Source organism: Acinetobacter sp. Ac8 (genome assembly GCF_055392545.1).
This window is the reverse complement of the sequence record NZ_AP043689.1, coordinates 3,480,966-3,494,574: the sequence shown is the minus strand read 5'-3', so window position 1 is coordinate 3,494,574 and position 13,609 is coordinate 3,480,966. Positions and strand designations below refer to the sequence as shown.

General features: G+C 39.4%; 11 protein-coding genes. 3 read left to right on the top strand and 8 right to left on the bottom strand.

The window, feature by feature from the left end:
• Positions 1-96: 96 nt before the first annotated feature.
• The gene (locus tag ACZ5QH_RS16665) at positions 97-648 is read left to right on the top strand and encodes a hypothetical protein (protein WP_303576307.1); all 552 of its coding nucleotides are present in this window, start codon (positions 97-99) and stop codon (positions 646-648) included.
• A 322-nt stretch (positions 649-970) separates the two neighbouring features.
• Positions 971-2,026 carry a 4-hydroxyphenylpyruvate dioxygenase gene (hppD, locus tag ACZ5QH_RS16660; RefSeq protein WP_004717360.1) on the top strand — a complete coding sequence of 352 codons (1,056 nt, stop codon included), beginning with the start codon at positions 971-973 and terminating at the stop codon, positions 2,024-2,026.
• 69 nt (positions 2,027-2,095) lie between these two features.
• On the opposite strand, the gene ACZ5QH_RS16655 is transcribed toward hppD, so the two are convergent.
• The 4 genes from ACZ5QH_RS16655 to fahA form a co-directional block, all read right to left on the bottom strand.
• Entirely contained in the window at positions 2,096-2,875 is a 780-nt protein-coding gene (locus ACZ5QH_RS16655; RefSeq protein ID WP_004823239.1) for an IclR family transcriptional regulator, read from the bottom strand.
• 492 nt (positions 2,876-3,367) lie between these two features.
• Positions 3,368-3,916, bottom strand: a complete 549-nt coding sequence (locus ACZ5QH_RS16650; protein WP_004823238.1) for a VOC family protein — start codon at positions 3,914-3,916, stop codon at positions 3,368-3,370.
• An 18-nt stretch (positions 3,917-3,934) separates the two neighbouring features.
• Positions 3,935-4,567 carry a maleylacetoacetate isomerase gene (gene maiA, locus ACZ5QH_RS16645; RefSeq protein WP_303576306.1) on the bottom strand — a complete coding sequence of 211 codons (633 nt, stop codon included), beginning with the start codon at positions 4,565-4,567 and terminating at the stop codon, positions 3,935-3,937.
• Positions 4,554-5,861, bottom strand: coding sequence for a fumarylacetoacetase (fahA, locus tag ACZ5QH_RS16640; protein WP_303576305.1), 1,308 nt, complete (start codon positions 5,859-5,861; stop codon positions 4,554-4,556). The genes maiA and fahA overlap by 14 nt, the downstream gene beginning before the upstream one ends.
• 353 nt (positions 5,862-6,214) lie before the next feature.
• On the opposite strand from fahA, the gene ACZ5QH_RS16635 reads away from it, so the two are divergent.
• Positions 6,215-7,603, top strand: a complete 1,389-nt coding sequence (locus tag ACZ5QH_RS16635) for an amino acid permease (RefSeq protein ID WP_004823234.1) — start codon at positions 6,215-6,217, stop codon at positions 7,601-7,603.
• 85 nt (positions 7,604-7,688) lie between these two features.
• On the opposite strand, the gene ACZ5QH_RS16630 is transcribed toward ACZ5QH_RS16635, so the two are convergent.
• From ACZ5QH_RS16630 to carB, 4 genes are all read right to left on the bottom strand, one after another.
• Positions 7,689-8,312: a CatB-related O-acetyltransferase gene (locus ACZ5QH_RS16630; protein WP_303576304.1), complete on the bottom strand. Its 624-nt coding sequence runs from the start codon at positions 8,310-8,312 to the stop codon at positions 7,689-7,691.
• A gap of 145 nt (positions 8,313-8,457) precedes the next feature.
• Positions 8,458-9,342, bottom strand: coding sequence for a class I SAM-dependent methyltransferase (locus tag ACZ5QH_RS16625; protein ID WP_303576303.1), 885 nt, complete (start codon positions 9,340-9,342; stop codon positions 8,458-8,460).
• 450 nt (positions 9,343-9,792) lie between these two features.
• Entirely contained in the window at positions 9,793-10,269 is a 477-nt protein-coding gene (greA, locus tag ACZ5QH_RS16620) for a transcription elongation factor GreA (protein WP_004717337.1), read from the bottom strand.
• A gap of 92 nt (positions 10,270-10,361) precedes the next feature.
• Positions 10,362-13,595: a carbamoyl-phosphate synthase large subunit gene (gene carB / locus ACZ5QH_RS16615; RefSeq protein WP_004823231.1), complete on the bottom strand. Its 3,234-nt coding sequence runs from the start codon at positions 13,593-13,595 to the stop codon at positions 10,362-10,364.
• Between the last annotated feature and the right edge of the window lie 14 nt (positions 13,596-13,609).

Genomic DNA, 13,609 nt, shown 5'->3' with positions numbered 1-13,609 from the left:
TGGACTCTTGTTTTTCTCACAGCAGGCAATTGCGGATCAAATCAAAGCAATTCCATGGGTTAAAATGAATACTGAAACAGCTCAAGTCACGCACATTTGCCAAGCATTAAAAATAAGCTGTACTACAATGCAGAAGTCTGGAAAAAGAAAACCATTAAAGATAATCACTTATATTTAATAGACAAAACACCTCAATTAATTGAATTCGTAAAAGAAAATAATCAGTATGTCATGCTGAATTCTTGGAATTTCAAGCATTATCAACACCATAGTAAAAGTCCTATGGATGAAGTGTTAAGTAGTGATGGTATTCGTATTTATCCAGCATTTTATCCTTTAAATCGTCAAAAGTTCGCCATTGCTGTGGTAAAGCGCTGGAGCGTGAGTTATTCAGGCGGTGGGAGATTGGAAGAGATTGCAGACTTTGTCATGTTAGAGCCGAATGGTGTATATAAACTGGCTCTGGCTGATACACCTTTTCATTCTTATGAGCGGATTCGAGCGTGTTTTTCTCAAGAGGAATATGAAAACTCAACAGATTGCCATGACGAAAGTAGTTCAAATTTATCCATTGAGTTTAAGAACATTGGGAAAACGTATTATCAATGGATATTGAATTATAACGATTTAAGTTGGGAAGCGTTTTAACCTGAAACATCAAAGCTAGTAGAAAAGTCTCATAATAATGTAATGCTATTTGCGCGAAAATAGTGTGCTCGATGTTATTAGAATAAAAAATAAAATTACACATAACATAATTTGATTATGTATTGCATAAATTAAAGCTTTCTTGTAGGATAAATTTAGAGTTAAGCGTCAGTGTAAATGCAGCTCAAGGTTAGCGCTTTACATGGACTAAATTATGGAAAGGAAGAGTTCAAATCAGGATGTTTTATCGATTGACCTAAATACCTGTGATCTTTTCTCGGCATTAAAAAACGGATGAATTTATTCAAATAAGGGAAACTAGATGGATATTTTAGATAACCCATTAGAACTATGTGGCTTTGCTTTTATTGAGTTTGTTTCGACGGAAAATGGATTAGATCAAATCTTTGAAGCAATTGGTTTTGCTAAAGTCGCAAAGCATAAATCAAAAAAAGTTTATTTATGGCGTCAGGGTAATATCAATATTATCTTGAATTATCAACCTGAATCTTATGCATCATTCTTTTTTAAAGAACATGGCCCATCAGCATGTGCAATGGGGTTTAGAACGCGTGATGCAGCCAAAGCTTTTAAAAATGCAATTGAACTTGGCGCAGAGCCAATGTATTCGCAAGCAGGACCAATGGAATTAAATATCCCAGCGATTAAAGGAATAGGCGGTATGCCAATTTTCTTGGTTGATCGTGATATTTATGAAAATGATTTTGTATTCTTTGATGACGAAAATCGAAATCCGCGTGGAGCTGGTTTAAATGAAATTGATCATTTAACCCATAATGTCTATAAAGGGCGCATGGATTATTGGGCTAATTTCTATGAAAAAATCTTTAACTTCCAAGAAATTCGCTATTTCGATATCAAAGGTGAATATACAGGTTTAACTTCTAAGGCGCTGACGGCACCTGATGGGATGATTCGTATTCCTTTGAATGAAGACTCAGACAAAGGCAATGGGCAAATCGCCGAGTTTTTGGCTGACTTTAATGGTGAAGGCATTCAACATATTGCTTTTATTACCGATGACTTAATTTCAACATGGGATAAGCTAAAAGGTTTAGGGCTGAAATTTATGACGGCACCTCCTGAAACTTATTATGAAATGTTAAAAGATCGTTTACCTGATCATGGTGAACCGACAGAAGAGCTGCAAAAGCGCGGTATTCTGTTAGATGGCAATACCAAAGACGGTCAGAAAAAACTGTTATTACAGATTTTCTCTGAAAATATGCTTGGACCTGTATTCTTTGAATTTATCCAACGTAAAGACGATGATGGTTTTGGTGAGGGTAACTTTAAGGCATTGTTTGAATCAATTGAACGTGACCAAATCCGCCGTGGTGTATTAGAAGCCAAATAACAAAATCGTACTCAATAGAAAAAAGCCAAGAATTAAATTCTTGGCTTTTTGCGATCTTTCACTAAAAAATTAGCGTGTTTGTATGTATTGATTCATCGCAGCAACTTCACGTTTAAATAGTTCAAGTTTTTCACTACCCGCGTTGACTGGTAAAAACATTTCACTGTCTAATGCAACAATACAAAATTCCATTGCAAGATGCGCATTGAAAATAGGTAAACCCACAGCATTGATACCAACAAGTAAGTCACCTTGGGCAATTGCCATACCTTGCTGTAAAGTATTTTCTTTTAAAACAAGAAATTCGTCCCAGTTGGTGGGTTTGACCTGACTATGGTTCAGTGTTGCTTTTTCCCATTCGGCGTGCATCAATGGTTTGATTAGTGCTTCGGGTAAATAGGAAGCAAAAACCCGCCCAGCAGCTGAATTGACTAAAGGCATGATCGAACCGACCTTGGTCACAATTGAAATCGGATGATTTGATTCAATCGACTGTACAACTAATGGGCCTTTAGGTGACCATTTGCTGATTTGAATCCCGCAACCAATTTTACTTTGTAGTTCATAAATAAGGTGCTGAACAAGCTGTAAAACATCGGTGTGTTGGATACAGTTTAAACCTAAACGCCAAGCTTGATCACCAAGCGCATACTGACCATCTTCAAGTTGTTTTGCATAATTCATCCGAATCAAACTGACAAGATAACGGTGTACCTTGGCTGGATGCATATCAAGTTTACTCGACAGCTCTTTTAAAATAATCGGCTTATTATGTTCCAAAAGGGCATTGAGAACGGCTAAGCCCACCTCAAGTGATTGAACCCCACCAGACAACTTTTCTTCAATCATTGAATAACCCTTAATCTGCATACGATCTAGCAGTGTTGATGTGCTGTCGATATTTGATTTACATATTTAACACATAGTGCCTGAGCATTGTACAAAATAGAACTTATCTTTTTAAATGAAATCTCAACAGAGTCTCAGTGAATGTTATCAGCATACAATTGTTTTTGTAGTGCTGCATATGATTTATTAAACAACAGTACATCATCAAAAGGTCTAGACCATTAAAGTTGAGCCGATAAAAATCGGTATTGGAGTCACAACGCTTCAATACCGATGAGTTCTAGCATTGTCCCACAGCAATATTTTAAATACTGATTGCTGTTGTTAGTTGAAGGTTACATAAGTTCCAGCAAAACGAGCATTGTGTGCCATTAAAGCTGCTTAATATCGTGTTCAACTAGATCTAGGATGCCAAATCACGAATCATTCGATTAATAAACTGAGTAAGTACTCAGTTGGCTTTGGCACCCAGACATACTCAATTGAGCATGGTTATGCGCCCAACTCGTCTTCATGCAAAAAATGAGTATGCTGAGGCGCACGTTTGGTACGGCTCCACTCTTCCAGCATTTCTAATTTCATTTCTTCGGTAATTCGTGCAATTTTTGCATCTGCATGCACATCGTTATAGGTCAGTTCTAAACGATGACCATTGGGGTCAAAGAAATAAATCGAGTGGAAAATGCCATGGTTGGTGACACCAAGAACTTTAACACCCTGTGTTTCAAGATGTTCTTTTGCGATCAATAACGTATCGAGGTCTTCAACTTCAAATGCGATATGTTGAACCCATTGAGGGGTATTTTCGTCACGCCCCATATCGGGTTGAGTGGGCAGTTCAAAAAATGCCAATACATTGCCTTGTCCAGCATCTAAGAATAAATGCATATACGGATCAAAGGCTTTAGTCGAAGGCACATGGTCTTCAGCAAAGGCCAAAATAAAATCCATATTGAGCATTTTTTTATACCATTCCACGGTTTCTTTGGCATCTTTACAACGATAAGCCACATGGTGAATTTTTTTAATCGCAAAGCTCATGATAAAACTCCTTTATCTTTATTCCCAATCTGGTTGTTGTTCTGGGGCTGCATTGAAGAAGGCAGGAAGGGTTAAACAGTGTTGACTAATTGACTCAATCTTTGCAAAAGCGCTTAAATCAATTTTAAAGCGTTTGGCGTTATAGACTTGAGGAATCAAACAACAGTCTGCAAATGTCGGTTGTGTACCAAAACAGAATTGCCCATTTGAATCTTGTAGTTGGGCTTCTAAGCTGTTAAAGCCCGCTATGATCCAGTGTTGGTACCAGTGTTTTTTTTGTTCGTCACTGAGACTGAGATCATGTTGTAAATACTTTAAGACTCTTAAATTATTTAACGGATGAATATCGCATGCGATTGCTTGCGCAAAAGCACGCACTTTACTACGTGTGATGATATTGTCAGGCAACAATGAAATTGCTGGATAACGTTCTTCCAGATATTCCAAAATACTGAGTGACTGTAAAAAGCTTTGATCCTCATCCACTAAAGTTGGAACACATTGGCTTGGATTAACGGTTTGGTAACACTCTAGCAGTTGCTCATTCTTGACCAAATGCACGGGCTGTATTTCATAACTCAGTTGTTTGAGGTTCAGTGCAATCCGAACCCGATAAGCCGCAGAGCTACGAAAATAACTATACAGTTTCATAGCTCAAGTCTTCTGTTTGATGAAAGCTAAACTGGCGTGCTGGTAAAATGCTATTGGCAACCTCACCAAAGCCCACCCTGATCCCTGCTTTTTCACAGTAGCCTTTCATCACAACACGGTCACCATCTTGCAAGAAACCACGTTTTTCGCCATTCGAGAGGGTTAGCGGTTTGGTGGTATTCCATGTCAGTTCAAGCAAACTACCATAAGCATCTTCTGTAGGACCTGAAATTGTGCCTGAACCCATCAAGTCACCGACTTGGACATTGCAACCTGCAATCGTGTGGTGGGTGAGTTGCTGTGCCATTGACCAATACATATATTTAAAGTTGGTTTGGCAAATTACATCAGCTTGTGCTGATTGAGGGCTTTGAACTTCAATACTGAGGTGAATATCATAGCTGTTGGCAATGTTTTCTTCTAAATAGCAAAGTGGTTTAGGCTGTTGTTCTGGACCTTTGACTTTAAACGGTTCCAGTGCTTGCATGGTCACTACCCAAGGTGAAATTGCACTTGCAAAAGTCTTGGCGTTAAACGGGCCTAATGGTACGTATTCCCATTGTTGAATATCACGTGCCGACCAGTCATTGAGCAAAACCATACCAAAAATATACTCCCAAGCATCTGCAATCGCGATAGGCTCACCCAATTCAGTCGCTTTACCAACGATAAAGGCAGTTTCTAATTCAAAATCGAGTTTACGTGTTGCAGAGAAAACAGGGCGTTCTTGATCTGGTAATTTGATTTGGCCAGAAGGGCGAACAATGTCTTTGCCACTGACAATCACAGAGCTGGCACGACCATTATATCCCACAGGAAGTTCGCTCCAGTTTGGAAGCAATGCATTCTTAGGATCTCTAAACATGGTTCCGACATTGGTGGCATGTTCTTTGGACGAGTAGAAATCTGTATAGCCAGAGACTTGAATAGGTAAGTGCAAAGTGACTGTATTTTGCTTAAACAATGCGTTTTGGCGTAAAACCACATCATCACGAAGTGTTGGATTTTCAGCAGAGAGTAGACTTTGTAATGTCGTACGAACCTTTTGCCAGTTGTGTTTACCCGTTTCTATAAATTTATTCAGTGTCGCTTGATTAAAACAATCTTGATGTCCATTGATCGCTAATAGTCCATGTGCCTCTAAGTGGGCAAGGTCTATGACCCAATCTCCAATGGCAACACCCACTCGTTTTATGCCTTGGGGTGTTTCACTAAAAATACCGTAGGGCAAATTATGTATAGTGAAATCTGATTGTGAGTCAATTTCAAGAAAACAAGTTAAATGTGAGCTCATGATTTGCTTTCCTTGTCTTTAATTTTGTTAGGGGTGATCAAAATCTTTGATATTTTTTTTTAAGCATTTGAAAAACAAATAAATATAAAGTTATTTAGATGCCTTGTTCAAATGACTCAAGCAAGTTGTCAGTGTCTTATGATTTCTATCATACTGAAAATATTTGATTACGCAATACATAATTTAATTACATAATTCATAATAATTGTTATTTGTTGAATTTTCTGCTTATATGCGCGGTTATGAGAAAAGTAAATCAATTATTTTTCGATTAGATATAGGCATTTTTGATTAACTTATGATATACGTAATTTTGAATACAAAAATTACGAGACAAGGATGAGAATAATCATATGTCAAAACATGAGCAAGGAAACCTGAAACATGGTTTAAGCAATCGGCACATCCAGCTTATCGCGCTAGGTGGTGCTATTGGTACAGGATTGTTTCTGGGTATTTCGCAATCGATTAAGCTTGCAGGTCCTTCAGTCATACTCGGTTATGCGATTGCTGGATTTATTGCGTTTTTAATGATGCGACAGTTAGGTGAAATGGTGGTTCAAGAACCCGTCAGTGGTTCATTTAGTCACTTTGCCTACAAATACTGGGGCTCATTTGCAGGTTTTATGTCTGGCTGGAATTATTGGGTACTCAATGTTTTGGTATGTATGGCAGAGCTGAGCGCAATTGGTCTTTATATTCAATATTGGTGGCCTGAAATCCCAACTTGGATTTCAGCATTGGTGTTTTTTGTTTTAATCAATGGTATCAACTTATTGCATGTAAAATTTTTTGGTGAAATGGAGTTTTGGTTCTCTATCGTCAAAATTTTGGCAATCCTAGCCATGATCGGCTTTGGTTCCTATCTACTTGCAACAGGTACAGCAGGGCCACAGGCAAGCATTAGTAACCTTTGGGCATTGGGCGGGTTTTTCCCATTTGGTGTGGAAGGTTTAGTCATGGCAATGGCTGTGATTATTTTTGCCTTTGGTGGGATTGAGCTATTTGGTATTACTGCAGCAGAAGCGCGTGATCCTGATAAAACTCTGCCTAAAGCAGTCAATCAAATTATTTATCGTATTTTGATTTTTTATATTGCAACACTGTTTATCTTATTTGCACTTTTTCCATGGAACCAAATGGCAGAAGGCGGTAGCCCATTTGTAATGGTATTTGCTTCACTGGATAGTCATGGTGTTGCGACCTTACTGAATTTTGTCATTCTTACCGCAGCTGTTTCGGTGTATAACGGGACCAGTTATTGTAGTAGTCGAATGTTACTTGGTTTAGCACAACAGGGTAATGCACCGAAGTTCCTTAAGCATATTAATAAGCGTGGTATTCCAACCAATGCGGTTTATGTTTCAGCTTTTGTTACGGTTTTATGTGTACTACTCAATTATGCATTTCCAGAAAAAGCATTTGGTTTATTGATGATGCTGGTGGTTGCTGCAATTGTGATTAACTGGGTGGTTATTTCATGGACGCATTTAAAGTTCCGTAAGGCCATGCAAACACAAGGGCAGACCACCAAGTTTCCAAGTATTGCTTATCCATTCAGTAATTATCTTTGCATTATCTTTATGTTGGGTATTCTGGTGGTAATGTCATTCACCGAGAATATGCGTATTGCGGTAATGATGATTCCAGCATGGATTCTTTGTTTGATGCTTGCTTATTATCTGAAACAACGAAAGTTAAAAAATGCACAGCAAAATGTTGTGTTAAATTCTGATGTATAGCAAAAGATTTTAATCTTTGCAAAAGGGCTAAATTGATATTTAGCCCTTTTGCTTTCTGTGTGATTATTAACCTATACCGAGGAAATTATTCTGCTGCTTTTAAAAACTCAATCAATTGATTGATATCATCGCCTTGTAATTGTTCACGAATTTTTAAAATCTGCTTTTCATCTAAATCATACAATTTAACTGACTGTAATTTTTCAATCTGATCCTGAGAAAACCGATATTTAATGAGTTTTGCCGGTACACCACCGACAATTGCATACGCTGGCACGTCTTGAGTGACGACTGCACCTGTAGCAATGATGGCACCTTCACCTAGCGTTACCCCTTGCATAATCATGGCACGACTGCCAATCCAACAACCATCGCCAATCACCGTATCCCCAGCGGGTAAAAAGCTACGGGTATCAAAAGGAAATGTAGAAATCCAGTCAGGGCGATGTAATTGATTTCCACCCATCATGATCACACATTCCGCCCCAAAACAAACAAAGTTACCAATATATAACTGGTCAATTGGTTTCTCTACAGTTGATGGCTTATCATGCAAATAACGCACCACGCAACGTTCAAACCCCTGATCCCAATATGCCGAATAATAAGAATAATTTCCTTTAATATGAATATTGGGATTTTTCACAGTCTTAGAAACAAACTCAAATTCGCACCAGTGTTTTACGGGGGAGTGAATAGCGTCAGTCATGGGAGTACAAAAGCTTAAGTGCAAAGGCTAGAGCGTGCATTGTAACCTTAGATTGAACTTAGATCTTGATCAGCAATTAAAAAATATTCAGTGTATTGGGTTTAAACATCAATTCTTCAGCTATTCCTTGGCTGGTATTCAAGTATTAACCTATTTTTAAATGGATCAAATGCGTGGCATGGGTATGACGAATATGATCAGCACGATGGTTAAAGTAACGATGGGTAATGTCTTTACCTGATAAATCTTCAACCACCTGATAACCCATCCTTTCAACCGCATGATGCAATGCTTGCGAAGCAAACGCACCAATCAAAGGCTCTTTTAAGAAACGGGTAAACTGTGACACTGCGAAGCTACCCAAACGCTCAATACCTTGTAAGTCTTTATAATCAATCGAATAATCCATCACGACTTGGCTATTTTTGCCAGTAAAGGATGCAATGTTGTGTAAGGTTGCTAGGGTTGCTTGTGGGGTTAAATAATGGGTTGTGCCCAGCCATGAAAAAAATGCAGCTTGGGTATTTTGAAATCCACTACGCGCCAAAGCATCAGACAGTTTTTCTTTTTCAAAATCAATCCCTACAAATTCCACATTGCTTGGGAGCTCAGCTGTATTACTGAGCTTTTTTAATTTTTCTAATTTGGTTCTTTGTGTATCAGGATGATCAATTTCAAATATTTTGAGTTGAGGGTATTGCTGGGCCAAGCGTAATACAAAAGAGTCTAGACCAGCGCCAACCAATACATACTGTTGAATATGATCATGTTCAATCGCTTGCTTTAAAAGATCTTCTGTATAGCGAGAACGTCCAACCACTTGTCCAGTTAATTTACCAAAAGTTTGATTCATCAAATTGGAATTTAACGCTTTACGTAGAAGGGCGTTATTTAAAAGTAAGCGCCATTGTGAATTGGTCATTTCAAATGCATAAGGGTCAGAGAATACTGGATCGTTGGCATTTAAATGGTGATTGGCCCTAATTGCTGCTGCCGCTTCAGCAGTTTTACTTGCTCGTCCTGCTTTCATCCTCGTCCTCAATGAATTTTAATTTTTCCTCAATGTAATGCATAGAAAATATTTAACAATGGCAATTTACTTTGAACAGTTGGTGATAATTGCTAGTTTTCTTGGTGTCTATATGGCTGAGGCATCTTATTTAGCTTGGCGCAAGATCTGAGCGATGTATGGATGATGCTTGATGTTGATTAAATGGATATGCGATCAGTGTTATTTTCTAGGTGAATGCAGGGTTATTCTGATCTGACTGTCTTTAAATTTTTTTATCTATAGTCACCCTTCACTTGTATTAATAATGAGGTGGTTTGACTATATATCTTGAGTTTTTGACATAAAATATTTTGAGTCTGTTTGTCTTAGTCAATGATTGATGACCGAATATACAAGTGATTCGTTTTTGTTATTCATTTTATATATTTAGCCCAATAAAAAGGGCTGAATCATCAGCCCTAGTATGTGTTAAATATATTCAACACTTACCACTTCATATTCCACTTCACCCTGTGGTGTGGTGATTTTGGCTTCGTCGCCTTCATTCTTACCAAGAAGACCACGCGCAATAGGTGAGTTCACTGAGATCTTATTGATCTTAAAGTCAGCTTCATCATCACCTACAATTTTATAGGTTTTCTTTTCTTCAGTATCCAAATTCTCAATGGTTACTGTCACACCAAAAACCACACGACCTGTTTGTTCGAGTCCTTTAACATCAATGACTTGGCAAGCACCAAGTTTACCTTCGATGTCTTGAATACGACCTTCACAAAAACCTTGTTGCTCGCGCGCTGCATGGTATTCTGCGTTTTCTTTTAAATCCCCATGTTCACGTGCTTCTGCAATTGCAGCAATAATACGTGGACGATCAACAGATTTTAGCTGTTGCAATTCTTTCTCTAAGGCGACCTTGCCTTCAGGAGTCATAGGATAACGTTGCATTGTTGTCCCTCAGTTCAGTATTTTAAAAATACAGGTTTATAAAATGAAAAAAGCCCGCCACCGATAAGATGGCGGGACTTATCGGAAACGAATTAACCTAGTGTTTGCAAATCTTGCAAGCGATATACATCCATTGGCAATTTAATTGCTAAAGCTTGGCATACAGCATCAGCACCATTCAAGGTTGTTGTGTAATACACTTTACCTTGAAGCGCAGAGCGACGGATTGAGAATGAATCCTGCTGAGCTTGTTTACCTTCTGTAGTATTGATAATGAGGTGAATCTCGCCATTTTTCAAGCGGTCGACAATATTTGGGCGACCTTCTGTTACTTTATTCACACGTTCACATTCAATACCAGCGTCTTTAATGACATCATAAGTACCGCCAGTTGCGATAATTTTGAAGCCTAAATCAACCAATTGTTTCGCAATACCCGCGGCACGAGGTTTATCTGAATGACGTACTGAAATAAATACGTGCTTCACTTCACCTTCAGTTGGTTTACCCGGTAAGCGATCATTAGAGCCTAACACAGCTTTATAGAAAGCTTCACCAAAAGTTGTACCAACACCCATCACTTCACCAGTAGATTTCATTTCTGGTCCAAGGATCGGGTCTACACCTGGGAATTTGTTGAACGGGAATACTGCTTCTTTCACAGCAAAATGCGTTGGGATAATTTCTTTTGTGAATCCTTGAGATTCTAAAGATTGACCCGCCATACAACGTGCTGCAACTTTTGCTAATGATTCGCCGATACATTTAGAAACGAACGGTACTGTACGAGACGCACGTGGATTCACTTCAAGAATATAAACGTCATTGCCTTTAACAGCAAACTGTACGTTCATCAAGCCAATCACACCAAGCTCTTTCGCCATAGCAACGGTTTGACGACGCATTTCATCCTGAATCTCTGTAGAAAGAGAGTAAGGCGGAATTGAACATGCTGAGTCACCTGAGTGAATACCCGCTTGTTCGATATGCTGCATAATACCGCCGATCACCACATCTTTGCCGTCAGATACACAGTCAACATCGACTTCTGTTGCATCATCAAGGAAATGGTCAAGCAGTACAGGTGCTTCGTTAGACGCTTGTACAGCATCACGCAAGTAACGTTTAAGTTCGTCGTCGTTGTATACGATTTCCATCGCACGACCACCAAGAACATAAGATGGACGTACAACCAACGGATAACCCACTTTAGATGCTTCAGCCATACCTTCTTCAGCAGATTTAACAATGCTGTTGCTTGGTTGACGAAGATTCAAACGTTGAATCATCTGTTGGAAACGTTCACGATCTTCTGCACGGTCAATCGCATCTGGAGACGTACCGATAATTGGTGCGCCTGCTTCTTCTAAAGCACGAGCCAATTTCAAAGGTGTTTGACCGCCGTACTGTACGATAATCCCTTTGGGTTTTTCTGTACGTACGATTTCTAAAACGTCTTCTAAAGTGATCGGTTCAAAGTACAAACGATCAGATGTGTCATAGTCAGTTGAAACCGTTTCAGGGTTACAGTTAACCATAATGGTTTCATAACCATCTTCACGCATTGCAAGGGCAGCGTGAACACAGCAATAATCGAACTCGATCCCTTGACCAATACGGTTAGGACCACCACCGATCACCATGATCTTGTCACGGTTAGATGGATTCGCCTCACATTCGTCATCATAAGTTGAGTACATGTAAGCAGTATCTGACTCGAACTCAGCTGCACAGGTATCTACACGTTTGTAAACAGGGTATACACCCAAGTTCCAACGGTGCTTACGGAATTGCTTCTGCGAAATACCCATCAAGTCTGCAATACGTAAATCAGATAAGCCTTTACGTTTAAATGCACGGATATTGTCAGCGTTCAAATCACCAAAACCTAAAGTTTTGATTTGCTCTTCAGACTGAATGATGTCTTGGATTTGAATCAAGAACCAACGATCAATATTGGTTGCAGCAAATACTTCATCTAATGTGAAGCCATGACGGAATGCGTCAGCAACATACCAAATACGCTCAGGACCTGGCACTTTAAGCTCTACCAAGATTTTATCTTTCGCGCCTTCAGTACCCACCGCAATTTTCTCATCGAAACCACAAGCACCGACTTCAAGACCACGAAGTGCCTTTTGTACAGATTCTTGGAAGTTACGACCAATTGCCATGACTTCACCCACAGATTTCATCTGTGTTGTGAGAGTTGCATCAGCTTGTGGGAATTTCTCGAAGTTAAAGCGAGGAATCTTGGTTACAACATAGTCGATTGCAGGTTCAAACGATGCAGGTGTTGTTCCACCAGTGATGTCATTTTTCAATTCATCAAGGGTATAGCCCACTGCAAGTTTTGCTGCAATTTTGGCAATAGGGAAACCTGTTGCTTTAGACGCAAGCGCAGAAGAACGAGATACACGAGGGTTCATCTCGATCACAACCATACGGCCATCTTTCGGGTTGATACCGAACTGAACGTTTGATCCGCCTGTCTCTACACCAATTTCACGTAGCACTGCTAAAGAAGCATTACGCAGTAATTGGAACTCTTTATCTGTCAGAGTTTGTGCAGGTGCAACAGTAATGGAGTCACCTGTATGCACACCCATTGGATCGAAGTTTTCAATGGTACATACAATGATACAGTTGTCGTTTTTATCACGAACAACTTCCATTTCATATTCTTTCCAGCCAATTAATGATTCATCAATCAATAATTGTTTGGTTGGAGAAAGATCGAAACCGCGTTCACAGATTTCAATGAATTCTTCTTTGTTATAGGCGATACCACCACCTGAACCACCCATTGTAAATGATGGGCGGATAATCACAGGGAAGCCGAAACGGGCTTGAATTTCAAGCGCATGTTCCATGCTTTCTGCAACATCAGCACGTGGGCATTCCAAACCAATTTTGCGCATTGCGATATCGAAAAGTTTGCGATCTTCCGCTTTTTCGATGGCTTCTTTGGTCGCACCAATCAATTCAACATTGTATTTTTCTAAAATACCGTTGGCATCAAGTGCCAATGCACAGTTTAATGCCGTTTGACCACCCATTGTTGGAAGAACCGCATCTGGGCGTTCTTTCTCAATGATTTGTGCAACAGTTTGCCACGTAATCGGTTCGATATACGTTGCATCTGCCATAGTCGGGTCAGTCATAATGGTGGCTGGGTTAGAGTTCACCAAAATAACACGGTAGCCTTCTTCACGAAGGGCTTTACATGCTTGCGCACCTGAGTAATCGAACTCACATGCTTGCCCGATGACAATCGGACCCGCACCAATAATTAAGATGCTTTTAATGTCTGTACGTTTAGCCATGATCGCTTCCTTAA